At 44.6% G+C, this 26,824-nt stretch carries 13 protein-coding genes; all 13 read right to left on the bottom strand.

Translation table 11 applies throughout. The annotated features are described in order from the left end of the window. Nucleotides 1–50: 50 nt before the first annotated feature. Nucleotides 51–1,052 (bottom strand): glycoside hydrolase family 43 protein, encoded by a 1,002-nt coding sequence (locus ABDD94_RS08985; protein WP_345955581.1) that lies wholly within the window; start codon nt 1,050–1,052, stop codon nt 51–53. Nucleotides 1,053–1,260: 208 nt separating this feature from the next. Then, complete coding sequence (locus ABDD94_RS08980) at nt 1,261–3,081, bottom strand: RagB/SusD family nutrient uptake outer membrane protein (protein WP_345955580.1); 1,821 nt, start codon at nt 3,079–3,081, stop codon at nt 1,261–1,263. Between the two features lie 33 nt (nt 3,082–3,114). Further along, nucleotides 3,115–6,258: a TonB-dependent receptor gene (locus tag ABDD94_RS08975; RefSeq protein WP_345955579.1), complete on the bottom strand. Its 3,144-nt coding sequence runs from the start codon at nt 6,256–6,258 to the stop codon at nt 3,115–3,117. Nucleotides 6,259–6,299: 41 nt separating this feature from the next. Next, the gene (locus ABDD94_RS08970; RefSeq protein ID WP_345955578.1) at nt 6,300–8,033 is read right to left on the bottom strand and encodes a RagB/SusD family nutrient uptake outer membrane protein; all 1,734 of its coding nucleotides are present in this window, start codon (nt 8,031–8,033) and stop codon (nt 6,300–6,302) included. Between the two features lie 13 nt (nt 8,034–8,046). Continuing rightward, nucleotides 8,047–11,079, bottom strand: a complete 3,033-nt coding sequence (locus ABDD94_RS08965) for a SusC/RagA family TonB-linked outer membrane protein (protein ID WP_345955577.1) — start codon at nt 11,077–11,079, stop codon at nt 8,047–8,049. 709 nt (nt 11,080–11,788) lie between these two features. Beyond that, nucleotides 11,789–13,414: a RagB/SusD family nutrient uptake outer membrane protein gene (locus ABDD94_RS08960; RefSeq protein WP_345955576.1), complete on the bottom strand. Its 1,626-nt coding sequence runs from the start codon at nt 13,412–13,414 to the stop codon at nt 11,789–11,791. A 14-nt stretch (nt 13,415–13,428) separates the two neighbouring features. Beyond that, on the bottom strand, nt 13,429–16,449 hold the full coding sequence (locus tag ABDD94_RS08955) for a TonB-dependent receptor (RefSeq protein ID WP_345955575.1): 3,021 nt from the start codon (nt 16,447–16,449) through the stop codon (nt 13,429–13,431). 354 nt (nt 16,450–16,803) lie between these two features. Then, nucleotides 16,804–17,631, bottom strand: a complete 828-nt coding sequence (locus ABDD94_RS08950; protein ID WP_345955574.1) for a glycoside hydrolase — start codon at nt 17,629–17,631, stop codon at nt 16,804–16,806. Between the two features lie 251 nt (nt 17,632–17,882). Beyond that, a complete protein-coding gene (locus ABDD94_RS08945) occupies nt 17,883–20,990 on the bottom strand; it encodes a glycoside hydrolase family 2 TIM barrel-domain containing protein (protein WP_345955573.1) in 3,108 nt (1,035 codons plus the stop codon). A 117-nt stretch (nt 20,991–21,107) separates the two neighbouring features. After that, nucleotides 21,108–21,962, bottom strand: a complete 855-nt coding sequence (locus tag ABDD94_RS08940; protein ID WP_345955572.1) for a glycoside hydrolase family 16 protein — start codon at nt 21,960–21,962, stop codon at nt 21,108–21,110. 39 nt (nt 21,963–22,001) lie between these two features. Next, nucleotides 22,002–23,840, bottom strand: coding sequence for a beta-galactosidase family protein (locus tag ABDD94_RS08935; RefSeq protein WP_345955571.1), 1,839 nt, complete (start codon nt 23,838–23,840; stop codon nt 22,002–22,004). 20 nt (nt 23,841–23,860) lie between these two features. Further along, on the bottom strand, nt 23,861–25,711 hold the full coding sequence (locus tag ABDD94_RS08930; RefSeq protein ID WP_345955570.1) for a glycoside hydrolase family 2 TIM barrel-domain containing protein: 1,851 nt from the start codon (nt 25,709–25,711) through the stop codon (nt 23,861–23,863). A gap of 1 nt (nt 25,712) precedes the next feature. After that, nucleotides 25,713–26,822 carry a glycoside hydrolase family 43 protein gene (locus tag ABDD94_RS08925; RefSeq protein ID WP_345955569.1) on the bottom strand — a complete coding sequence of 370 codons (1,110 nt, stop codon included), beginning with the start codon at nt 26,820–26,822 and terminating at the stop codon, nt 25,713–25,715. Nucleotides 26,823–26,824 lie beyond the last annotated feature (2 nt).

Raw genomic sequence — 26,824 nt, 5'->3', positions numbered from 1 at the left:
AGAGCTATAAGTTGGTTATTAGAAACAGTACACAAGGTAGAAATTTCCAGTTAAGGTTGATAAGAATTGCCTACCTTAATTTGGTTGCCGGTTAGATCAACTTCGAACAGATGAGGCACCCGGATGTAACGGCCGTTTACACTTTTGTGGCTGTGAATAGCCATCAAAGTCTTTCCAGCCAACGTTTTGAATAACATACCATGCCCATAGTCGGGCGGAGTAATAGGCAGCTTTTCCTGTATCCAGGGGCCGTCTAGCGTACCGCTTTTTGAATAGGCAACGCCTTGCGTGTAAACGCTGTATACCCAGCTTGTCCATATCATGCCTAAACGCCCGGTTAATGTCCGAAACAAATAAGGCCCGTCTGTAACCCGGTTGGGCCGTTCTAAGCCTTGCTCATCTTTTTCCCTGCTCCAGGGCGAATCGCTGGCCCGGAACAGTACTTTGCCTTCGCCTGTGGTGCCACTTAAATCGGGCTTTAATGCAATTTTTTCTACCGTGCCGTTCCAGTTTTGCAGCCACTCGTGGCAATAAATCATGTACGGCTTGTTATCCTTATCAATCCACAAGGTAGCATCCAGAGTTGATTTGTTGGCTGGCAGGTACAACGAGTCTTTCATAGGAACAAATGGGCCATCGGGCTTATTGCTAACCAAAATATGGCAAGCCCGCCTTTCAACAGTATTACCCTTATAATTATCAATTTTGATATTACGGTTGGTAAAAGTGGCAAAATAGTAATAGCGACCTTTATACTCATGTATTTCGGCCGCCCATATCATGGGTTTCGGCCCCATCCATGAAGAGGTATCGACCTGAGCCACGTTGTAAGGACCATCCCATAACTTTAAATTTTTGCTTTTCCATAACATGCCTCCCGTGCCGGTCATATAATAAGAATTTGTTTTTTGGTCGGCCATAATAAAAGGGTCGCTCAACCTAATAGAATCTAAAGGAACATCGATTCTAATCTTATTACTCCGCTGTGCCCTTGCAGAGGAAGAAATGAGCAGCAATGCTCCGGCAATTATAACAATGAAATTCTTTACCATGTTTTTACCAAGTTATACAATACCCCTAAATGTGCCCTTAATATATACCAATGGCACTCCAAAAGTTGCCCGTATCTGTCTTTTTTTGGCCAATCAACATATTCAGCAGGTATAAATATGTAATGGTGACAGCCACTCAGGTATCACCACTACAACTATTTACTATCTATCAAGCTATATTTGTTTAAGACAAATCAGCTGCGTTGATTTACCACCCTGGATTTTGAATCATCGACGGCATTTTTCGGATCTCCTCGTCCATTATTGGCAACAAATACATTTCGGGTCTGAACACATGCTGACGAATATTATTTTCGACCTGGTAGGTAAAAGTTAAGCCAACTCCGGTGGTTAAAGAACCGGCTGACCCCACACGTATTGGATGCATTACCCGGTTAAAACCATTTGGACCACCGTTGTAAAGCGACATGGCGATTTTCCACCTTCTTATATCGTGCCAACGCTGATCTTCAAAGGCCAGCTCAATTCTCCGCTCGTTTTGAATAAATGCCCGCATTTCGGCCTGCGTCATATTGGCTTTCATTCCATAATTGTTATCTGCCCCGGGCTCAATGCCTGCCCTTTCCCTAAGTTCTCTTAATTTCGGATAAGAAAGGTCTATTCTTCCGGTTTCGTTAATTGCTTCTGCATAGTTTAATAATATTTCGGCATAACGCATCAATGGCCAGTTCCTGGTCGGGCTGGCACCTACGTTATTTGTTATGGTACTGTCGCACATTTTACGGCAAAAATACCCTGTATTACCGCCAGATGAAAATGCATCGCCGTTAGATCCGGTGCCGGTAAAGGTCCAAACAAAATCCTGAACATTTGAATTACTTTGATACCTGGAGCCATTAAAAATGATACTGTAATTAAACCGCGGATCGCGTTTAACGTAAGGATTATTAGGACTGTAACCAGATGCCGGGTCATTAATTGCTTTTCCGTTAAGCATTGGAAACGCATCCACCACATCCTGAGTAGGGCGTGAATAGTTCTGCCCACTCCTTGTTCCGGGCAGATAATAAGACTCAAAATCTTTATTATTTGGACGGGTCACCATAAAAATATATTCCTTATTGGCCCTGGTTAAAAAAACCTCATAGAAACCAAGCCCTGGTTTGGCAGTGTTAACATTTAAAGAATAATATCCGCTATTAATAACAGCATCAGCTGCATCAGCTGCGGCCTGCCAGCGGCTTACGTTGTACTCCGGGTAACTTACAATTGCCTTTTGCTGTGCATTTGCAGCCGGTATGGCACCGCCATTAAACAACGGACTGGCGGCATATAACAACAACCTTGATTTTAACCCCATTGCGGTTCCTTTAGTTACCCGGCCAAAATCAGCATCCTGGTACCCTGCTGGCGGAGCCGCGTTAGGTGCAGGCAACAGTTGCATTGCCTGATCCAGCTCGTTAGATAGGTAAGTCACAAATTCCGCAAAATTTTGACGCGGAAGATCAATAAAATCTTCGATGCCATAAACGCTATCCCCTACGTTTGGCACCCCGCCGTAAACAATAAGCAGCTGCAGATAGTACCAGGCACGTAAACACCGTGCCTCACCGCGCATTCGGTTTTTGGTAACAGTAGTAAGAGGCGCCCTGTCAATATTTTTTAACAGCACATTACACCGTCGTATATTCCGGTACGGTGTTGCCCAAATATCTGTAGCCTTTGGGCTCGAACCATAGTTTGCCGGTGAAAAGGTGCCCTGATAAAACATTACTGACGGACGGGTGGCAGAGCTTAATGAGTATTCTGCATCGTCTGCAGAGGTTTCCCAGTTGCCGTGCGTTTCCCATCTTCGTTTGTTGAAGGAAAACCCGATGCCTGCATAACTGGTTTCACCAGCATTTCCTTCAGCGTAAATCCCGTTTAAAAACTGCATAGTGCGCAAACTGTCGGTAAATGTTTGCGCTTCATCCAAGGCAGGTGCTGAAGTATCCAGAAACCCTGATGTTTTACTGCAGGAAGATAGGACTATGTAAGCACCTAATATGATAAATAAGCTCTTTCTCATAAAATATCTTGTTATTGATTTAAACCTCAATCATTAAAATGTTGCAGAAATACCAAAGTTAAATGTCCTTTGCGGCGGATAATTGGTCCTGTCGGTACCGCCTGATCCGTTTGTACCCTGACCAATTTCAGGATCCAATTGATAAAGCTTACTAAGCTTGGTCCAGGTAAATAAATTGTATCCGTTTGAGTATATTCTCAAATCCTTCATTTTTAGTTTTGACGCAATACTCTTGGGAAATGCGTAGCCAATTTCGGCGGTTTTTAAGCGGATAAAATCTCCCGGAATTAGCCAGAAGGTAGACGGATAGGCCCTCGAATCGCTGATACCGGGAACGAATGAAAGCAGCGGAAACTGCGCGTTGCCTGCATTTTCGGGTGTCCAGGCTTGCTGATGAATAGCCCTGAAGTTGGAGCCGAATGGCTGAATGGCTTCGGCAGCGCCCCGCACATTGAAATTTCTCGATCCCTGGAAGAATACACCAAAGTTGAAATTTTTATACCGTACCGATAAATTTAAGCCCCCTGTAGTATTAGGGATATTCGGGTTACCCTGCACGCTGGCATCATAGCCGTTAATAATACCGTCTCCATTTAAGTCAGCATATTTCAAATCTCCCGGACGAACGGTAAGGCCGGCAGGCTTAGCACTGTTGGCAATATCATTAGCGTCCTGGTAATAACCAATCCAGGTATAAACACGCTGTGTATTGATGGGGTGACCTGTGTATGCCTGGTAACCATACAAGTACGAAGGCTCATCAGCAAAATCTATTCTGTTTTTTGCAAAAGAATAGGTGCCTCTTACACTAAAAGTAAAATCCTTTGCAACTCTTCCGTTGTAATTAACATCAAACTCGTAGCCCTTATTGTTAACCTTACCAATGTTAACCGGCGGAAGACTCTGTCCAAAGGCCAGTGAAACTGAGCCAAACCTTGGATCGGCTGCTCCGCCGCGGTCTGTCAGGATATCAAACCTATTGTTATTAAAATATTCAACTGTAGCGGTAAGCTTATTGTTAAAAAAACCCAGCTCTAAACCTAAGTCCAGTTTCTTTTCGGTTTCCCAGGTTACCTCCAGGTTCCCCAGTCTTCCTTCATATATACCGCCGCTGGTGTTAGGGTTTGGGTTACCAAAGTAAGTCTGGTTTCCATTAGAGGTATAAACCTGCTGATAGTAATAGCTAAATCCGCCGAGTTTGTCGTTACCTGTTAAACCATAAGAACCGCGAATTTTAAACAGACTAACAAAATCCACCTTCTTCATAAATGCTTCCTGACTCATTACCCAGCCGGCTGATACGGCAGGGAAGAAACCGAAGCGCTTATCAATGTTAAACCGGTCTGACCCGTTAATAGCGCCGTTAAATTCCAGTAAATATTTTTCCCTGAAATTATAACCTAAACGACCAACATAACTTCTAAACACGCTAGGTTTAAAGTTATACTCGCCGGTGCCGGCCCGCGTATCAGATTGTTGTAACACCAGTGCCAGGGCGTTTACATGATGAGGTCCGAAGCTTCTATCGTAATTTAAAGATGCCTGCGCATTGAGCAACCGGATAGTACTGCCATTATTAGAGCCCCTTATTAACCTCCTTACACGGAAAACGTTACTATTGCGGGGTGTATAGGTATTAGCAGCAGCATCGTAAATAAAGGAAGGAAACTCGCCGCCATCCATGCGTACGTTGGGATTGTTGTAGTTAGAAGCGTAAGATAAAGTTCCTTTTAACGATAAGCCTTTTGTAACGAAATTCAGCTTTTGATTTAACTGTGCTGCTAAGTTCATGTTGTTTTCAAACGTGCGCACATAGCCCAGGTAAGTTAGCCGGCCAATAATGTTATTGGCATCGTAAACGGTACCACCTGTACCCGGACTACGGGCCCACTGGCTGTAACCTAATGATCCATCGGGATTGTAAAGCGGATAAGCCCAGGGTGCAAGCGTCCATATACTGCCATAATCGGCAAATACATCATTCCAGCCGTTCGGACTACCTACTTGCGGCACATTGATGGTGCTGATGTTGCCTGATAAATCGATTTTGAAATCTGTACTTGAGGTTAATTTCAAATCGAGGTTTGAACGGTAGTTATAGCGCTCGTTGTAATAATTGTTATTTACGCCAACCTTGCTGCCAAAATCCTTTACCATACCATCCTGATGAAGATAGCCGGCAGATACAAAGTATCTAACGGTTTGACTGCCGCCGCTAACATCAAAGTTGCCGCGATACTGTTGGCTATACTTTTTAAACAACTCATCTTTCCAGTTTATGTCCGGATGCCCGTAAGGGTCGGTATGATCGCGGTAGGCGGCCAAATCAGCATCCGAAAACTGGGGTGTTTGGCCATCGTTTTTCCTGCCCTGGTTGTACAGTACCGCAGCATCATACGCATTCAGAAATTTGGGGAAAATAGTGGGCTGTGAAATGCTGGTCTCTCCACGAAAAGTAATTTGAGGGGTACCAATTTTGCCGCGACGAGTGGTAACGATAATTACACCATTAGCTCCCCTGACACCAAATACAGCCGTTGCTGATGCATCTTTCAAAACCGTTACCGATTCAATTTCATTTGGGTCGAGCCTCGAAAACTGATCGAGCGTATACTCAATATCATCTACATAAATGGTAGGCGAATTGTTACCGGAGTTGAAAGAACTAACCCCACGAATGTAAAAATCGGCCCCATCTGCACCCGGGCGCCCCGAGGTTTGCTGCGTAAAAAAGCCCGGAAGTTTTCCAGCCATCGTGTTCTGAATACTGGCAGCAGGGTTCCGGCGCAGGTCCGCACCCGATACTGTGCTAATGGCGCCTGTGGTTGTTATCTTTTTTTGCGTACCATAGCCTACCACTACAACTTCCGAAAGCCCTTGAGAAGATTCTCTCAGCCTTACCGATATTGTTTGCTGACTGCCTATGTTAATCTCCCTTGTAATAAAACCTACAATAGATACTACCAGCGTTTTTGATGTACCTTTTAAGGCAAGTGTAAAACGACCTACAGCGTTTGTTTGAACGGAATTGCTTACCCCCTTTTCTGTAACGGTTGCGCCAGCTATGGGAGCACCCGTCGTGTCTGAAACCAATCCTGAGATGTTGTTGTTCTGCGCCATGGCTTTCACACTGCATAAGCAGTAGATGGCGAGAACCCAATAAAAAATATTTTTCATTTTTAATCTTTAATTGATGATTAATTGCCTGAACATAGAGGTTACCAGCCCTCGTTTTGAATGAGTTTGGGATTCTTGAGCACTTCGTCATAAGGGATGGGCATATGATACAGGCGATCATTCCACACCGGCGTTGTTACAGAAATTGGTTGAAAAGACGGCGTTGTTCCATTGGTTATAGAAACGCCGGCCAGATTCTGTGTCATCACCTGGGGAGCTATTTTCCATCTCCGTATATCCCAAAAGCGGTGTTCTTCAAAGGCAAATTCAATCCTGCGTTCGTTCATAATGAGCGTTCTGAGGTTTGCCTGAGTAATTCCAGCAGGTATACCATACCGGCTGTTAGCGCCTGCAGCAATACCTCCCCGTTGTCTTATCAAAGCAACCTGTTGAACGGCCTCTTCTGTTCGCCCAAGTTCATTCAGCGCTTCCGCATAATTCAGGATGATCTCCGCATAACGAAAAATGGGAAAGTTATGACTGGTATTAGAGTAGGTAGTACTGGTAGCAAAGTTGCCCAGGAATTTACGCAGGTAATAACCAGTACGGGTTTGAACAGTGGATATACCCGTGTTATTGGGTTTGTCTAAACCGCCTTCATAAGTTTGCACGGGGCGGTTTAACCAGATTAAACCATTATGAAATACAGTGGCAGCCAACCTCGGATCACGGCCATTGTAAGGTGCAGACGCCGAATAGCCTGATCCGGCATCATTGATACCCAATCCGTTTAACATTGGAAATGCATCAACCAAATTTTGGGTAGGACTGGTTAACCCCTGACTTTTTACGTTTGCGGCAATGTATCCAACAGGAGATTGGTTATTCTCGAGTGTAAGGGTGTTGGCACTTTGCTTGGCAAAAATTATCTCGGCCGACATCTTATTGATAAATACTGAGATAAAAGGCGTTGGAGTACCGCTGGAAACCAGGTTGTAATAACCCAAAGCTTTAAATTCGGTATAAGCATCTGCAACTGCTTGCCAGCGATTTGGGTTATTGCTTGGGTAACCGGTTAATGCCTTTTTTGTGGCATCAGATTCAAAACCACCGCCGTTAAAAAGCGGACTGGCAGCATAAAGCAATACACGGCATTTTAATGCAACCGCTGCACCTTTTGATACCCGCCCGAAGTCGGAAGTTGAAACAGGATCGGGGCGCATATTATTTTTGACCGAATTACATTCACTTATAATGTAATCTACCGTTTCGGCAAAAGTGTTCCGGGGAAGTTTAATGTCATCTTCCAAACCGTAAACGGTATCACCTATAAGGGGCACGCCGCCATATCTTTTAAGCAGTTCCCAGTAAAAATAGGCACGCAAAAAACGGGCTTCCGAAATCCAGTATTGCTTAGTTTGCGCGGTTACCGGCACTTTGTTAATATTGGCTAAAAACAAGTTGGCTCTGCGAATGCCGGAATAACAATTGGCCCAAAAAGTTAGTGTGTAGCCGTTGCCGGTATTTTCTTCAGGGTTATTTTGAGCCGTAACCGTACCGCGGGTAAAATATTCAACCTGCGTGTTGTACCTCGATGGTACGGCATCATCTGTTGCCGCATCTAAAAATTCGCCGTTTACCCGGGCAAACCCGTCGGGGATGTAGGTATAAATGTTGTTCAACACATAACCTGCTACAATCCCATTCTTGTCGGTTGAGTCGAAGGCCATTTCTTTGGTAAACCAGTCTTTTGGCTGCTCTTCGTACTTACGACAGGACGTACTCATGAAGATGAACAGCCCGAATGAACATATTAAGTAAAAATGCTTTTTCATACTTGTGAGGTCGTTAAAATTTTACGTTTATACCAAAGTTATAGAGGCGGAGTACCGGGAAGCCGCCAGCAAAAGACTCAGGAGACAATCCATCCAATTGTGATGAACTTTTTGTAAACAGATTATAGCCATTGGCAAAAAGCCTTGTAGAACTTAGTCCTAATTTGCTCACCCATGCGGTTGGCAAGGAATAGCCTATCTCAATATTTTTTAAGCGGAAATAATCCCCGCTCCTGATCCAGAAAGAAGACATGGCATCGTTGTTAGAATTGGCACCATAACTCAGCCGCGGGTAGGTGGCCGTTGCTGCCGTTTGTGGCGTCCATCGGTTCAGGTTCTGTTCGTATGCTTGTCCGGTACCGTTGTTCTGAAACGCCCAGTAACTGTTGCCGCTTAAATAAACATTCCGGTTTTGGACGCCTTGAAACAGCACGCTAAAATCAATTCCTTTCCAGCCTGCACCGAGTGAAATGCCGTAAAAGAAAAGCGGCTTGGTAGACCCGATAGCAGTAATATCATTTTGATTGATGATTCCGTCGGCGTTTAGATCCTGATACTTGATATCGCCCGGCTGTGGTTTGTAACCAACAGTGGTAGGGCTACTGTTAATTTCGGCCTGGCTTTGAAACAAACCTTGTGAAACATACCCGAACTGCTGGCCAACGGGCTGACCTGTTTGATACATGTAGGCGTATGGACGGGTTACTTCGTCAGCAAATAATACTTTACTGCCTACGGTTGATGCGTTTACTGATATGAAGTATTGGAACTTGTTAACATGTTGTTGCCAACTCAACTGCCCTTCCCAACCATAATACCTGTTTTGCCCAATGTTCTCATCAGGGTAAATATTGCCCAACAAACCAGCACTGGCACCACGTTGCTGAATTAAATCATAGTATTTATTATTGTAATACTCTGCCGTGAACGACAGCCTGTTATCCAGCAATGTTCCGGTTAATCCGATATTTAGTTTTTTTGCTTTCTCGAACGTTATGTTGGCATTGGGCAGTACTCCCTCTGTGATAGATGTTACTGTACCTGCACCGGTTCCAAAATAAGGGGAAGGGCCGTCAAAATAGCGTGGGTAGTAAATAAAATAGCCAGGATTATCCCATCCACTTATACCGTAAGAGGCATAAAGCTTTAAACGATTAAGCATGCTTACCGGCTTCATAAAATCCTCTTTCTCTATGTTCCATCCCAAGCCGAAAGCAGGAAAGAAGCCCAGCTTGGTGTTGCCATCAGGCGGGTAGCGGTTCGAACCATTAAACCCAAAGGCAGCTTCTGCCAGGTATTTACCATCGTAATTATAGGCAAACCTACCTGAGGTCCCCACAATGGTATATGGCAAAGCTTGCGCATCGCTTGGGGTGGTTGCATTGTCCCTATTGGCTAATAACAGTACATTTAAACCGTGCTTATTAAAGTTCTTATCGTACCCAATCGAAAATTCCTCGTAATCCTGCCTGCCCTGGTAGGCTATTGAATTGGAATTTGATTGTGCGCCATTTGTGCCAAATTGAGCCAGGGACGTAGCACCTTGCTGAAACACTGCAAACGATTTGCTTCTATTGATATCTTCTGCCAGAGTTGAGTTATAGGCCACTTTTCCTTTAATCCATAAGCCTTTAACTAAATCATCCAGATTCTGCTTTAAATACAGGTTCACGAGAATATCTCTGAAATATCGTTGCCGGTAACCTGAGCCAATGGTTTGCGCCAACAGGTTAGTTTGATAGAGTTGCGAACCGCCATACGAATTGTTAGGATTTAAAAGCGGGTACGCATTAGCCGGAGTATTTAACAAATTGGAGATAATTGTTCCGGTGGTAACGCCAGGCTCGTTTGTATTCTGAATTCTACCTAAAAGATATAACCCGCCGGTTAGCTTGTTGGTAATGTTCAAATCAACGTTTGAGCGGATGACATAGCTTTTAAAGTTGTTGTTAGTATTATAAGCGGTAGTATCAACCGTTTTAAAAAAGCCGCCCTGGTTTACATGTTCTAATGAAACGAAGTATTTGGCCGACTGGTTGCCACCGCTTGCACTAAAGGTGTACCTATTAAATACAGAACTGTTTTTGGTAATAGCCCGCCTGTAATCTACATTCGGAAAATTAATGGGATCAGAATTGTTTTTGTAAGCATCAAGTGCAGCCTGATTGTAATATAAACCGGATGCAGCCGGCACGCCGTCATTGCGTAATGCTTCATTTCTCAGCGTTGCATAGTTAAACGCGTTTAGCGGTTTAGGCCAGGTTATTGGCTGTTGTACAGCAGATTGTACGGTGAACGACAGCTGCTGTTTTCTGGCACTCCCCTTTCGGGTAGTAACCAAGATGGCCCCATGGCTACCACGTACGCCTAACATGGCCGTGGCAAGTGCATCCTTTAAAACCGTCACCGATTCAATCTCTTCTAAATCAAAAGTGGTTAGGTTGGCAACTACTCCATCTATAAGAATTATAGGGCTCTGGCCCCTTAAGGTTAGGTTTGCCCCGTCTGAACCAGGAAGTCCGGACGTTTGTAATGTATACAAACCAGCGAGCCGGCCGGTTATTGCGTTCCTGAAACTCGTAACCGGAGATTTAATTAACTCGCTGTTATACACAGCGTCTGTTGAACTAACGTTAAACTCCTGTGGAACAGAATGGTATATCTGCTGCACTGTGGTAGGCTTAACCAACGGCAAAGTGTTATCTGCTTCTAATGTTAGGGCAAGTTGAGCTTCGTTACCCAAAATGTAGGTTAAGTTCTTAAATCCGTTTAAACTTACAACAATGGTGTCGCCACTTTCTGCCGTTAAATTGAATAGGCCTTTCCTGTTGGTTTTAACTACTATCTGCTTTCCCGACACCCTGATTGCAACATCGGCTAAAGGGTTGTTCTGAGCATCCGACACCGTACCCTGATAATCGGCCCGGGTTGTTTGGGGGAATCGCTTACGGGTGGGATGTGCTTTTTTGCTGTGAGAGGAAGCCACTACACTCAAGGACACGAATGTCCATAGGCATAGCAGTGTGGTTTTGAGCAAAACTTTCATAATTAAAGAGTAATTGGTTAGTATTTTCTGTTTATAAAAGGATGTTGTAATTGGAAAACTTTAGTGATTACTAATTGAAGCCGCTTCCTTAAAAATCCGTTGCTCCTGAAACATCGCCATATAGCTTATAAAGTTGGTCCCCAACACTATAAGTGAGCTATCGCCACCTATTAATTAATGCCAGGCACCTAATAACCCATGCTATTACTCTTTTATCCAAGTAAATTGGACAAAGCGGTGCCAACGCCTATTGTATACACAGGTAGATCACACGGGCTTAATGTAAACACATGCAAGTGGGGCTGACTAACATCCCGCAACAGATTTTAATATTGGTTGTCTTATTTGGCTAAGTACTACTATAAAAGCAATAGCTTGGTCGCTGCATTTTATACCATCAATTAGTGGCATTGGGAGCGATGATTGGAGTTTAACTAGGTAAATGTTTTTTCATAAATTGGTTTGGTTATAATTGGTTTTGGTTTCTTCTCATTGCAAATAAAATATAAATAATTAACCACCAGAAGGGGTAAATCCATATTTGATAAGGGGCAAATTCATTATTACGGTGCTTAATGGATGGCACAGGCTGAGATTTGATGAATCAATTGATTAATAATGCCGCACTCAATGACACCTACATCTCCGTTTAGAAGCCTAAGCGACTTAAACAAAAAAAAGCGGGTTCGATGGACGAACCCGCTTTTTTTTAATAGCCCGGATTTTGTTCAAGCCTGGCATCTTTATTTACCTGAATATCTGTTAAAGGAATGGGCAACAGCAGGTGGGTGTTGGTAAGGCCAGTTGTTGGCTTTTGAGGATCGTTACTGTTTAAATTTAACGCCCTTGTAACTAAAGTACCGGTACGCATCAGCGTCATCCGTCTGTTTTCTTCTGCAATCAATTCCCTTGCACGTTCGTCTAATATCAGGTCGAGCGACATTTCAGTTGCTGTAGCCTGCGGCGCATTGGCACGGGTACGCAAAACGTTGATAGAATTTACAGCATCGCCTATTTTGCCTTGTTTAAACTGCGCTTCGGCCAGCAAAAGATAAGTTTCGCCCAACCGCATCATAATAAAGTCTTTAATCATAGCATAGCCGAATGTGTCATTAGGGTCGAAAGCGCCCCATTTAAGCGTACTGGGTGCGATACGAAAAAGTGTATCGGCACCGGTAAACGGAACCGGCTTACCATACAGGGATGCGTAAGCAGGTGCCGGGTCATTATAGTAGTACCGGCGCTTAATACTGTACTGAGAATTGCGGATATCGTTGCCTTTATACAACCGGTATAATACCCAATTGCTCAGGCGCAACCTGCCTACACTCCTACCGCCCAGCGAATCTGCCGGTAGCATACCTGGAATAGCATAATAGGCGGCACCAAAAACACGACGCTGTTGTGCATTATCCACATTGCCGCCTGGTACCAGTGAAGGGTTTTCCTGCTCTAAAACCCATATAGCCTCTGTATTACCTTGTGAGCGGCGCTGGTTACCATAAACAAACATATCTGAATAATAGTCGCCGGCACCCCCAGCCCTAACTCCATAACGAGAACGGATCAGGCCGAACTTACCGCTATTGATAACGGCTTGGGCCTGCTGTTCTGCCAGGTCATTTTTACCCATCCGCAAGTAGGCTTCAGCAAGTACCTGCATAGCCATATACTTGTTAGCCCGGCCTACGGGTTTGCCTGCTGCGTTTGTTCTGCTGTTGCCAGCGTTCAGGTCGGGCAGGTTAGCTGCAGCAAATGCCAGGTCGCTTGTAATCTGGTTGTTCACTTCTTCGAGCGGTGCACGGGTAAAATCCAGCTTAGGACTGGTAATGGTATGCAAAATAATAGGTACCCGACCGTAAAGCGTGGCCAAGGTGTTATAAGCGTATCCCCTAAAAAACTTTGCCTCGGCCTCTACCAAACGCTTACCTACGGCGCCCATACCTGTGGCAGACTGTAATCCATCAATAATGATGTTTGCATTGTTAATTAAAGCATAATAGCGGCTCCAGGTAATCGATGCAGCCCTATCTGTAGCGGTTAATTGCGAATAGGTGTAATAAGGTACTTCAATGCCCTGCTGCTGTGCGGTGGCATTAGCTACATCTGTACCCACTTGCCAAACACTGGGCCAGCCCTGGTCAGCCGACCATGTTAGCGTACCGGTTTGATATTGATACAAACCAATTAGGGATGCCTCAAATCCAAGCGAATCGGTTACTGTTGACGGTATGTAGTTTGAATATGGCTTTTCATCCAAAAAAGCTTTCTTACAGGATGCAGCGCCCAGTATTACAACTACTAATGCGCCTATTATAATGGAAGTTCTTTTCATGATATCTTCAGATATTATTTCAACGAAATGTTTAACCCTAAAACAACTGTACGCGTAATGGGATAGTTATTATTAAAGCCTGCTGCAAACGCACTCTGATCGTTAGCCTGGCTGGTAACACCGCGGGTATAATAAGTTTGCTGAGGGTCCCAACCAATCCACTTGGTCCAGGTATGCAGGTTGCGCCCGCTGGCATAAATGCTTAGTGTTGATATGCCCAGCTTGTTAACCATACTTTGAGGTACTGTGTAGCTTAAGGTTATATCTTTCAAACGTGTAAAGCTAGCGTTACGCGGATACCCATAGCCTCGCGTATTAGTGTAAGACAACGACTGGAACTCCTGGCTGCCGTTTGTAGGCGTCCAATATCCAATTTCGGCCGGTGTGTTACGGCGCCCGGCTTCATCGGCATAATTAAAATCTGTATTGTTTCGCAGCATACCTTGTGCTGTTTGGATAAATACGGTCAAACTTAAATTCTGGTATCTGAAGGTATTGGAAATACCGCCTGTCCATTTCGGGGCAGTCTGCCCTAAAATAACGCGATCATCAGCAGTTATACGGCCGTCGCCGTTGGTGTCAGCAAATTTCAGATCGCCGGGCTTTGCGCTGGGGTCCTGCCTCGAAGCATCTTCTCCCGTTTGCCACACACCGGTCATCCGGTAATCGTAAATCGACCCTACAGGCGAGCCTATAAATAAGTTGTTGGCAACATCATTTTGGCCATCACCAAACAAGTCAACAATTTTGTTCTTATTAGCGGCAAATACAATGTTACTTTCCCAGCTAAAGGTTTTAGATTGTATGTTGCGGGTATTAACAGTAAGCTCAACACCCTTATTACGTGTTTTACCCAAATTGTCTAACACGTTAGCATAACCGGTTACTGCCGGAAGCACCCTTCGCAGCAGCAATCCATCGGTAATGTTATGATAAAAATCAAGGGTACCACTTATACGACTGTTAAGCACGGCAAAGTCTATACCGATATTGCCTGATTTGGTGGTCTCCCACTGCAGGTTAACATTACCCAGGTTACCAGCCTGCAAACCAACAAGGCTTACACCGTTAAAAGGAAATCTTACGCTATTGTCGGTAGTGATAGTTCCGTAAACGCCAATTGCTTCATTGCCCGATTTGCCGTAAGAACCCCTCAGTTTAAGCGTGTTGATCCACTTTACACTTTTTATAAAGTTCTCATTGCTGATGTTCCAGGCTAATGCAGCTGACGGAAAAGTACCAAACTTACTGGTGTTGGCACCAAAAACAGATGAGCCGTCGCGGCGGAAAGTTAAAGTAGCCACGTAGCGCTGGTCATAAGAATATACCGCACGGGCCATATAATAATTTAACGCATAACGAGTAGAATTTGAGCCAGCTGTTTGAGTTGCTCCGGCACCTATGTTGTTATAAGAAAGCGCATCGTTAACAAAGCCGGTGGCGCCTGAAGTTTGGCTAAAATACCGCGTTCTTTGAGCGCCGTATAAACCTGTAAAATCAATACGGTGCTTGTTAAAGTCACGTACATAATAAAGCAGGTTGTCAATTGTATAACCCGTTGTCTCATTAGCCGTTGCTGTTGCCGATCCTATTGTTGAATTAGCCAAGCGGCCACTGTAGCTATTATAGCGGGTAGGCAAATAATTATAGCCAACATTAAGGCGGTATCTTAATCCCTTAATTAGCTTATCAAATTTAACGTCTGCGTAACCGTTGCCAACCGCGTTAACGCTGCGGTTAACCACATCAGTTGTTAAACCCAGGAAAGCGTTTGTGTAGAGTTGCTCTGGGGCCTGCGGATAAATGGCATAGGTACCATCCGCATTATAAATGTTGCCGTATGGACTAAGTGCTGTTGCAAACAGAAGATTTACCCGGCCACCATCATAGTTATTGTTGGTAAAAAAAGCAGATGCACCTACCGTCAAAAAGTCGGTAACATTAATATCCAGATTTGAACGGAAACTAACGCGTTGATATTGATAGCCCTGAAGAATACCTTTCTGTTTCAGGTAGTCGCCAGACACAAAGTATTTAACATCCGGACTTCCGCCTTGAACGCTGAGGTTATGATCCTGCATCACGCCCTGCTGACTAATTTCGTCTAACCAGTTCACTGTTCTTCCGGCTGCGTAATTGGCACGTTCGCCATTGTTGTAAACCGGCTCAGTAAATTGTTGTGGTAAATTGTTCTGCTTAAGGTAATCGAGGTACTTCTGTGTAAATGAAGCTGGGTCGCGAGGTTCGAGCACATGAGCGTAATTCTCCAGCCCTGCATAGCCGTTGTACCGAATAACCGGCTTGCCGATTGAGCCGCGTTTGGTTGTAATTAAAATAACTCCGTTTGCACCGTTGGTACCGTATACAGCTGCTGCCGAGGCATCCTTCAGTATTTCCATCGAAGCTATATCATTAGGATTGATATCGTTCAGTGATCCGCCTGTTTTGCTCAGCGGTATTCCATCTACCACTACGAATGGCGCATTTGATGCAGTAATGGAGTTCTGACCGCGAACTGTTGCAGCAGGCTGAGACCCGGGGATAGAAGATACCGTAGTGATATTTACGCCGGCTACGGCGCCCTCAAGCGCCTGCAGTACATTGGTAACCGGCAACTGCGACAATCGATTTTTGGGTACCGAAGCTACCGAACCCGTTACATCTGATCTTCTTTGTGTACCGTAACCCACAACAACCACATCTGATAGCTGCTTACCACCATCAGCAAGGGTAACATCCACCTTTGTGTTGGCAGAGCTTACCTGCACCGTCTTGGTAATCATGCCCGTAAAGGATATAACCAGTGTGACCGGTGCATTGAGTTCAAGTCTGAAGTTACCGTTGGGATCAGCAACCGCCCCTTGTTGTGTTCCATTTACTTTAATTGATGCACCGGGCAGGGGCACGCTTTTGCTATCGAGTACGCGCCCGGTCACTACATAGGATGCCTGTGCAAAGGCGTGCTGCAAAAGGCTGTGCATTAGAAGGCTTACCAGCACAGTAAGCCGAACATAATAAGTTAGTGTTCTTCTCATACATACTTAATTTTAACAATTGGTTAAGCCTTACCCGGAACCTGCAATACAGGACAAAGTAAGGTGACATGGGTTGTTGGTTTTTAAATTGGGCTTGCAACTCCGGTTAAGAGAATACAATGCTAATTAATGGGATTTATTTATGAAGATAGGGGGACAAAACAATAAATAAACGGGGGCAATTAATTAAAATGTGGGTTAAATAATCACTGTACATCTTACGACTGTTCATCTGACAGGCAAATTAGCAGAATTCAAAGTTAATTTTAAACCCCATTTAAACGCATTGTTTTTTTCGGGTTTGGTAGACTAGCAAGGAGAATGGTAAATTTAAGGGGAAGCCGCTGGGGTTATTTACAAGGTTGCACTTTTTTCAACAATAACGTTTCGCGCACGCATATACGTTGTTCCGGTAGGGCCCGGAGATCCTGATGCGCCCTCCATCTGATAATCAATTATGATGTTAAATCGTTTACCTACAAAGTTGGCGCCGGTTTGGGTACTTTTTAACGAGCCGTCTATCCAATATTCTATAGATACGTCGGTTGCGTTAGTTTTGGTTACGTATACTGAGTAAGTATGCCAGTTGCCAGGGCTAGCAACGGTTGTACCCACACTTGACCACCCTCCACTTAAATTTTTGTAAGTATTTGTCCAGCAGGTTGCACTTCCCTTAAATTCCATAAAATCGCTTTCAGGCGGCCAGGAGTCTGCCCCTGTAATCCAAAACGCTGGCCAGGTTCCGCGCTGGGATTCGCACTGAAACTCGCCTTTAAAGTGCCATTTGGGCCATGATGTATCAATCACGGGGATTGTTTTAGCATAGATGGTGCCCGAATAGTAATGGATAGGCAAGTAAGGGTCTTTATTGCTGTTACCCACGCTGCCGCTTGGCGCACTGGTTAGCGTTAATACACCGCCTGATACGCTGATATTTTCCGCACGCATTCTGGCTGTACCATTATGGTCAGATCCCCAAGGGTAAAGGTTATTCCAGTACGTAGAGAACGAGCTGAAAGAACTAGCCGGGATGACGTTTACCCACGATACGGCATTATCTTTTTTGACTGTTAGATCGTCAGCGCTCGCGCTGGTTTCTTCAATGCCAGCATTGCCTTTTTTACACGAGATAAAAGCAGTAAGCGACAAAAGTAAAAGCAAAATTATTTTTAAAGGTCTCATAAAGAAGGTTTTAATTGGTTAATAGAAACGGCTTCCCCTAATATTATTAATTAAAAAATAATTAATTATTGGGCAAATTAGGACCATTTACTATTACCTAGTGAGGGGTAAACCAATCTTTTTTGGTGGGTATTTCATAATGTTAAATAACCTACTGTTTAACTTCAAATCACACCATCAAAATTTATCAAACATTTTTAAAACTCATTAGAAATATGAACCAGGCAGACTAAACACTCCGATTGCAGGAGTTATTTAACCAAACTTAATGTATAGGAATAGCTGTACTTCTTTCCCAGCAAACGGTACTGTTGATGAGGCAATGCTCCCCAACTGTCATCTCCCCCAACTCCGCGCTGGGCCAGGTCAATTTGCAGAAACACATTGTTACTGTAACGCAGATCTGTTGGATGTTGCTGCTTTTTGGACAGGCCGGGGTCAAGGGCTTCGGTCGCAATGTTCATCGCGCTAAAACATAAGGGCTGGGCACCTTCCACCTTTAAGCCTTTTCCTTCGGCATCAAGCAATGTTAGCCACCTTACATCGGTTTTATAGCCACTTTCTTGCGGCCTTATATAACCGCGGTAAAATTGATTTTCTACCAGATCGTTATAACGGCCAATAAATGCTGCCGTATTACGGTCGCTATAATTTTCCCAAGGTCCGCGTCCGTAATAAGACAAATGGTTATAACCGCCACGAACCGGCATCCGCATACCAAAGCGAGGCAATTCGGGCAGGTTGCGGCCCGTCATATCTATTGCAGCAGTTATTTTAACCGAACCATCGTTGTTAACGTGATAGTTAACCGTATACGGTACATCAATGCCGTCTAATAAATAATTTACGGCGATGTTTAACCCAGTGGTATTTTGCTCACCAACAACCACACTCTTTACTGTGCGGGCTGCATGAGCATTGCGCCAAATGCCTAATTTTTCCGGCATTCCATTTCCAAAATCGTTATCGGTTGGTGCACGCCAAAAATAAGGTTCTGGGAATTGCCTTAGTGCTTGCCCGCCACTGCTTGCAAACGTGTTCATGCGGCCGGCTGTTATATCAAACTCCCCGCTAATGTCGCCAGCTGTAAAGCTCAGCGTCTTTTCGTTTCGCTTTATAACCAATTGTCCTTTTTTTTCAGGCTGGCTTGCAAAATAATCACCGCCTAGCTTAAACTGTTCTTCGGCAATTACATGGCCCTGCGGTATCATCTCTGATGGCTTTTTAGCTAATGCACGGATGATAACAAAATACTCATCGCTCAAATTGTTGCCTGTGCCGTTAAGCGGTAGTTTAACTTCCTTTTGTTGATGAGGTGCTAAATTTAACGTAAAAGGCGTCTGTTTAATCAACTCACCATTTTTGTATAACAACCACTTGAAATTATACTGATCGAGGTCGGTAAAATCAAACATATTCCGCACGGTGAACCTGCCACTACCGGGGGATGTAGAGCTGAAATGGATGTTCTGGTATACTTTCTTTACTTCATATAATCCCGGGTCGGGTGTACGGTCGGAGCTTACCAGCCCATCGGCTACACCGTTCTCATCGTTTTGCAGATGAAAAGCACCCAAATCGCCGCCGTAAGCCCAAAAAACATCTTGGTTGGCATTTACAGTGCGTATGCCCTGATCTACCCAGTCCCAAATGAAACCGCCCTGCATGTGCTTGCTGCTGGAGATGATATCCCAGTATTCCTGAAAGTTTCCGTTACTGTTACCCATGGCATGCGCATACTCACACATAATATATGGTCTTTGCTTGTCTGCCGCAGCATATTTTTTCATGTTAGTGATGCTGGGATACATTGGGCAAACAATATCGGTATTCTCACTCTCGCCGGCCTGCTCAAACTGAACCGGGCGGCTGGGGTCGCGTTCTTTAATCCATTTATATGTTTGATGGAACACCGGGCCATTACCGCATTCGTTTCCTAAAGACCAAATGATCACAGACGGATGGTTTTTATCCCGTTCTACCAAACGTATGGTGCGGTCGACGTGTGCAGGTGCCCACTCCGGGAGATAAGCCGGATGTTTAGACCGATCAAACCATCCCTGCAACTCCGCTCCCATGCCATGGGTTTCAATATTGGCTTCATCTACCAAGTAAAGCCCGTACTGGTCGCAAAGTTTATACCACAGCGGATCGTTGGGGTAATGACTAGTACGAACGGCATTGATATTAAACTGTTTCATCAGCCTTATATCTTTAAGCATCGTTTCGCGTACAGGCACGTGGCCCTGCACATCATCATGTTCATGGCGGTTTACTCCCTTCACCAATATGGGAACGCCATTTACCATCAGTTGAGCACCTTTGATCTCCACCCGCCTGAACCCGATTTTATTGGAGGTAACAAAAGTTTCGCCTCCCAATCTCCAGGTCATTACGCAATCATACAGGTACGGGGATTCCGCACTCCATCTTGAAGGTTGTTTTACCAGCCCTTTGAAACGCACTTGCTGCAAAGTATCATTGCTGGCATTTACAGACTGACTTTCGGAAAATACACGTTTACCTGAACGATCAAATATTTCGATGGTAAGAGAAGATGGGGCGGTAACTTGTTTCGCAAAAGATCTTAAAGCTACCTCTGCAGAGAAAGTGCCGTTCTTATAAGCATCATCGAGGCCTGCATGTAAAAAGTAATCCCATACGGTTTTACCGGGCACGGCGTAAAGGAAAGCGTCACGTTCTATCCCGCTCAGTCGCCAAAAATCCTGATCTTCCAGATAACTGCCATCGTGCCAGCGAAAAACTTGTACAGCCAGCAGGTTTTCGCCTGGTTTCAGGTATTTTGTAATGTTAAATTCTGCCGGGGATTTAGCCACCTTAGACATGCCCACTTTCTGTCCATTAACGTAAACAAATGCACATCCGCTAATTGAACCAAAATGGAGCAGCACTTCCTTACCTTGCCAATTTGCAGGCACGCTGAATGTTTTCCGATAGGTTCCCACCGGGTTGTTATCTCCAATTAAAGGCGGCTGCCTCAAATGCGGATAAGTGATATTGGTGTAGATTGGAATACCAAAACCTTTTAGCTCCCAGTTGGATGGCACCGCAATAGTACCCCATTTAGAGTCGTCGAGGTCGGTTCGATAAAAATCCTTTTGCCGCTGTGCATATTTATTTACATAGCTAAACTTCCAATCACCATTCAATGACCGGAAATATGGCGACAACTTATAGTCATCAATTTTAGCATTAGCGGCGTTATCATAAAGCATAAAGGCTGCATGTGCCTTTTCTTTATTCCAATCCAACAAGCTGGGGTTCTCCCAGTCGTTTCGGGCATCTTGTGCGCTAACTACTGAGGTAATGAAAGTAAGGATAAATAGCAGTTTTTTCATGGAAGTTTAGATTGGCGGTTACAGTAATGTGTAACTGTAGCATACATTTTTACAATAAAGCCCAGTTATCTTTTTATATGCAGGCTTTTTCAGAATCTGTTTATATGTAAGTGACCTTTACTGTTTAATAGCATTGGGTTCTTTTTGGTAAACACGCACGTAATCAATCTCGAAGGTACGCGGAAATGGTGTGCCTTTAGGATCGCCACCGTTATCACCACCAAGTGCAAGATTAAGCAGAATGTAATGTGGCTGCTTAAATGGGTTAACCGGGTTTTTACTGGCGTTTTCGAGCTCGCTTAGCTTTACAGAATTTAGCAGTTGATCATCCACGTAAAGACTAATAGCTTGTTCATCCCAATCCATCTTCCAGGTATGAAACTTTTGAGCCCAATCTTTATCCTTAAACTCTTCAAGCGCTTTGGTATTACTGAACCACCGGGCTTTGTACCTGGCCAAAGTTCCGCAGGCAATGTTGGCTAAGACTTTGCCCCTGTAATACTCCATAATATCAATTTCTCCGCAGGAGGGCCATTCGCCATTAACGCCTAACGTCCAAAATGCCGGCCAAAGCCCAGGGTCTACATCGAAACGGGCACGCATTTCAAAACGTCCATACTGCCACTGGTGCTTGCCTGATGTATTGATACTTGCTGAGGTATACCCAATTTTTGGACGGGCTTTTTTCCAATCTGAAGAAGTTGGGTCGTATATTGGATTTTTAGAAGTGTCTGTCTTGGCTTCAATAATCAATTTCCCTCCCTTGCAGCGTGCATTTTCAGTATTATACCATTGTAATTCATGATTGCGAACAAAACCCTTCTCATACGTCCAATTGTCAGGGTTCGGCGCTCCGTCTGTATTGAACTCGTCGCTCCATACAAGCTTGTAGTCAGATTGCTGGGTCTGGCTCACTGGCGTTTGCATTGACAGCGAGGGCAAAAAGAGCAACAAGGTGATTAATACTTTCATAAGCTATTATCTTTCAGCCATGCTATTGGCACTCAACTTTTACTTTTTTACCATAATATTTAACACAGGCTTACTGGTGGTAATTACCTTTTGTTCGTTGTAAGTCAGTAAATCCAGTACGATGATGCTATTGCTGCCTTTTTTAAGCCATTCTTTGGGCACATAAATCGTTTGCTGAGGGCCAATGTTCCAGTACTTACCCAAATTATGTCCATTTACCCAAACAACCCCTTTTCCCCACTTACTCATATCCAGATAGGTATCTGCAAGCGTACTTACATTAAAACTTCCTTTTTTCATAACGGGAGAATTTCCGGATTGAGTTGCTTGTACAAATCGGAAAGCGTTGCTATTGGCCATCGGGAATCTGTACATTTTCCAGCCTTTAATTTCCTCACCACCAAGCAAAACCTTTTCGGTGATACCCTTTTTATTCTCTAGCAGATATTTGCCAAAATTAATGCGGCCCATATTCTCTACCAGTATATCGAGTTTAACGTTGCCTGTAGGGAGCTCCAGGTTAATGCTGTCGCGTTTGGTCCTGCGGTCCAGGGTTCCAACCGTTTTTCCGTTCAACATAACTATGGCAAAGTCTCTTAATTGCTTTACTTTTAATAAAGCATTTCGTCCTCCCACAACCGTTGTACTGTATAGCATATAGCCATAATCCTGCTTAAGGTCCTCAAAAGTTAATGGTGTTGGGTTTTCTACAGCTTTAGGCAGATTATTTAACAAAACGGCGGCTTGGCTCAAGGTAACCGGACTAATTTGCATAGCTGGTTTCGCTGCAGGCACCTGTGGCAACGCCTGCCCTTTTGGTAAACTGCGTTGAATAACCTCCCTAAATTTCAGATATTTAGCAGTAGGATTACCAGCTTCATCCAGAGGGGCATCATAATCGTAACTGCTGGTTTGCGGTTCATAAGGGCTGGTATCTTTATAGTTGGCGCCATTCATAAAGCCGCGCGTTGTACCACCATGAAACATGTACATATTGATAGACATACCAGCGGTTAGCACCGAATCTAACCTACCGGCATAGGCTTGGGCAGGCACAGTATGATGAGGTGCTCCCCACCAGTCAAACCAAGCCGGATACCATTCGGCAATGTAGTACGGCCCTTTTCCATTGTGCAGTTTATTTACCAGCGCTTTTACTTTGGCAGGGTTATCCAAGCCGTTAATTGCGGGTAGAAGTCCTTCCAGGTGGCCGTTTGTAGCATCAGCAGCAGGGTCGCAGGTGTAAAGCAAACCATCAAAACCGGCTTCTTTAAACATTTTTTGATTAATAGCCAGGTATTCTTTATCACTGCCGTATGAACCATACTCATTTTCAATCTGTACCATCAAAATATTGCCACCGTGATTTATCTGCATGGGGGCCAGCCTTTTACCTACTTCATCGATGTATGCCTTATATTCTTTCAGGTACTGGGCCTCCTTACTCCTAACAACCAGCCCCTTCTCGTTTTGCAGCCAGTACGGATAGCCGCCGAATTCCCATTCCGCGCATACATACGGGCTTGGCCGTAGAACAACCCACAGCCCCTCTTGCTGGGCAATGCGTACAAATTCAACAATATCATTGTTGCCTGTAAAATCAAAAACGCCTTTTTGGGGTTCATGTAAATTCCAGAACACATAGGTGCCGATGGTATTTAGCCCCATGGCTTTGGCCATCTTCATCCGGTCTCGCCAGGCTTCGCGCGGCACACGCGGATAGTGCATTTCTCCGCTTATCATCTGGAAAGGCTTCCCGTCGAGCAGAAAGTCCTGCTCGCCTAATGAAAATGAATGTTTTGTTTGTGCTTTGACCGGAGCATGGCACAATATAATGGCACCAATGGCTAATGCAAGCCACTTTACTTTTATCATCATAGTAATTGTTATTGTTGAACCTATTTGCCTGTTTTTTGCGCGATGTCTTGATAATATTGTTGAAGAATATAAAACGCTTGTTTTTTATTTCCCTTGTCGTCATACAAGCCCTTGCGGTTCCAGCCTTCCTGGTAAAGCGGGTTGTTACGCTTGGGTGAACGAAAATCTGCCAGTACCCAGGGTGAAATGCCTACATAATTATCGGGCATGCGCTTGAGCATAGCTATCTGCTCGCGGTAATACCAAGCCTGGTATTCTTCACTGAAGCGAGTAAGCGAATCGGCATGGAAGCCGGTTTTACCCTCGGCACCTGTTTCACTAACAAATAAGGGTTTGTTGTAAACAGTGCCCCAGTTAGTAGTTCGGCACTTATCGGGCAGGCCGCCGTACCAGCCAAGGTATTCGTTAAACGCTACCAGATCAACAAATTCGCCCAGAGGATCGTCAATCAAATTGAGATTTTTACCCGAATTATAGTTCACTTCCAGAGCTGCAGATATCATGCGGGTGTTGTCGAGCTCACGCGCAGCCGTAATCAGGCTTTTCATAAAATTAGTTCGGGTTTGACTGATAGGTGTTTCGTTACCTACCGACCAAATAATGACGCTGGCGCGGTTATGGTCGCGGGTAATCATCTCGTTAAGTTGCACCTTGGCCTTGGCTAACACCTCGGCACTGCCAAAGTTAATAGTCCAGTACACCGGTATCTCAGACCATACCACTATGCCCAGCGAATCGGCCAAACGCGTCATTGTTTCGTCGTGCGGATAGTGTGCTAATCTTACCATATTGCAGCCCAGTTCACAAGCCTGACCCAGCAGTTGCCGGGCATCCGCCTCGCTGTAAGCGCGTCTTACATCCTGTGGTATCTCGCCATGTATACTAATGCCGCGCATAAACAGCGGTTTGCCATTAAGTAATACCTGTTTACCGTATGCCTCAATTGTTCTGAAACCTATTTTATCTTCTACCCTATCAGTTGCAGTACTTACTAATACTTTGTACAGTTTGGGTTGTAGCGGCGACCACAATTGCACTTTAGGTAAATTGATGCTTAGCCTAGTAACCTGAGCGGTAGCCGGTATCTGCTTTTTGTATTTCAGCTCCGGAATTTCAATACTGATCATTTCATTAGCCGCAGGCTGCTGGCTAAGTTTCACCCAGCCTTCTGCCAATGGTGATTTGGCCGGTGCTTTGCCTGGCTGCGGCCTTTTAAGCTGGATGACGTAATCCTGTATAAATTTTTGAGGCACCTCAATCAGCTTTACATTGCGGGTTATGCCGCCGTAGTTCCACCAATCGGTGTTGAGCGTGGGTACCTCATTGGCATCGCGCTTGTTATCTACCTTTACTACCAGAAAGTTGCCGGTTTCTTTAAGCAGCGTTGCGGGCACTTCAAAGTTAAAGGGAGTAAAGCCACCTTTGTGCATGCCGAGCTTTTTGCCGTTCAGGTAAACATCGGCCCGGTAATTTACAGCACCAAAATACAAGTAGTATTTATTGCCGGCAGTCGTTTTAGGGTAATTAAACGTCTTCTTATACCATACAGTACCTTCGTAATACACAAACTCCGGTTTTTGATGGTTCCAGTCACCTGGTACATGTAAGGTGTATTTGTCGGTATAACCATGTTCTTTTTTTTCACTGCGGTCGGTGGGTACATCGGTATTCCAATACGCATCCGGGTGGTCTTCGCGCAGTTCTTTGTAGCGGTAATCGTAAAACCCAGTTTCATACGGGTCAACAATATACTGCCAGGTGCCGTTCAGGCTAACGGCCTTGCGGTTCCCTATATTAGTAATTAAATTATTTTGTGCAGTGGCTAGCAATCCCGTTGCCAACAGTACTCCTGTCAGAATTATCTTGATCATTTTACTTGTCAAATACCGTTAGATCCCATTTTTCCAGCCAATTAATTTCCATCTCGTCTCCCTTAAACTTGACCGGCAGCCAGAGGTAACGCCCATCAATTGCATCTTTCGGCGTCCATTTATCGGCCATAAAAATGAAAGCGTCTTTTTTGCCCTGTACCGGCAGTACGTGCGTACTTTGCCCGCCAAATGTAATTTCCGCTTTCAACCCTTTACATGGATTACCATGATATGTCCATGGCCCCCAAATGGATGGCGCAGAAAACCAACGCCCCGGATTTGGATCCCAACCTGTTGTGCCTGAGCCAATCATATAGTAAATACCCTTACGCTTAAATACAGCCGGCGCTTCGGTTGAGCGCCCCGGGTAAACTCTTGCAAACTTGCCGGTGTGAGCGGTATAGTCGTCTGTCAGTTCTGCCATATCAAGCGTGGCGTTCTCTTCTGCAGAGAACACATGGTAAGCCTTCCCGTCATCATCCACAAACACCGTCATATCTCTGGCCATTTGTCCTCCGGGCAGGTCTCTGCAAAAGAAACCCTCGCTCCGGTTCTTAATGTTGGCGCAATCTACTTTCTCAGCGTCTGGCGTTCTGGCCGGATAAATTGGCATAAAACCGGCATTTGGGCGATAGCTCTTGATAAAGGTATACGGGCCATTAATACGATCACTTGTGGCCACTCCGGCTCGTGCTGCTTTGTATCCCTGCCCACGCAACTCCAAATGGAACCACATCACGTACTTCTTCGTTTTCTTATTGTAAACTACTTTAGGCCGTTCTAAAATACAGCCTTTGGCAATGTCGCTTGTGGTATCTTCAGACACCTTTAAAGCAATGCCTTCATCCTTCCAGTTGTATAAGTCTTTTGATGAGTAACAATGTACACCAACCATGGCCCTATTGCCTGCACCTCCGGCAATTTTGTGCTCGCCAAACCAGTAATACTTCCCTTTTTGATACATTATGCCGCCACCGTGAGCATTAATATGCACGCCTTTATCATCGGGCCAGATTTCGCCAGGTGTAAAGTTATTGCGTTGCCCGTGAGCGTATAAAGCAGGGAGTATGAATAATAAGATCAGGTATTTTATTTGATTAAACGTTTTCATAA

It is taken from the genome of Mucilaginibacter sp. PAMB04168, from assembly GCF_039634365.2.
Lineage (GTDB): Bacteria > Bacteroidota > Bacteroidia > Sphingobacteriales > Sphingobacteriaceae > Mucilaginibacter.
Note: the sequence above shows the minus strand (reverse complement) of the source record. Positions and strands in the feature narration are given on the sequence as shown.

Excerpts from the sequence above, each read along its gene's own strand:
- ABDD94_RS08985 (WP_345955581.1), bottom strand. The coding sequence starts at position 1,052 with ATGGTAAAGAATTTCATTGTTATAATTGCCGGAGCATTGCTGCTCATT.
- ABDD94_RS08935 (WP_345955571.1), bottom strand. The coding sequence starts at position 23,840 with ATGATGATAAAAGTAAAGTGGCTTGCATTAGCCATTGGTGCCATTATA.
- ABDD94_RS08960 (WP_345955576.1), bottom strand. The coding sequence starts at position 13,414 with ATGAAAAGAACTTCCATTATAATAGGCGCATTAGTAGTTGTAATACTG.
- ABDD94_RS08965 (WP_345955577.1), bottom strand. The coding sequence starts at position 11,079 with ATGAAAGTTTTGCTCAAAACCACACTGCTATGCCTATGGACATTCGTG.
- ABDD94_RS08950 (WP_345955574.1), bottom strand. The coding sequence starts at position 17,631 with ATGAGACCTTTAAAAATAATTTTGCTTTTACTTTTGTCGCTTACTGCT.
- ABDD94_RS08945 (WP_345955573.1), bottom strand. The coding sequence starts at position 20,990 with ATGAAAAAACTGCTATTTATCCTTACTTTCATTACCTCAGTAGTTAGC.
- ABDD94_RS08955 (WP_345955575.1), bottom strand. The coding sequence starts at position 16,449 with ATGAGAAGAACACTAACTTATTATGTTCGGCTTACTGTGCTGGTAAGC.
- ABDD94_RS08980 (WP_345955580.1), bottom strand. The coding sequence starts at position 3,081 with ATGAGAAAGAGCTTATTTATCATATTAGGTGCTTACATAGTCCTATCT.
- ABDD94_RS08970 (WP_345955578.1), bottom strand. The coding sequence starts at position 8,033 with ATGAAAAAGCATTTTTACTTAATATGTTCATTCGGGCTGTTCATCTTC.
- ABDD94_RS08930 (WP_345955570.1), bottom strand. The coding sequence starts at position 25,711 with ATGATCAAGATAATTCTGACAGGAGTACTGTTGGCAACGGGATTGCTA.
- ABDD94_RS08975 (WP_345955579.1), bottom strand. The coding sequence starts at position 6,258 with ATGAAAAATATTTTTTATTGGGTTCTCGCCATCTACTGCTTATGCAGT.
- ABDD94_RS08940 (WP_345955572.1), bottom strand. The coding sequence starts at position 21,962 with ATGAAAGTATTAATCACCTTGTTGCTCTTTTTGCCCTCGCTGTCAATG.
- ABDD94_RS08925 (WP_345955569.1), bottom strand. The coding sequence starts at position 26,822 with ATGAAAACGTTTAATCAAATAAAATACCTGATCTTATTATTCATACTC.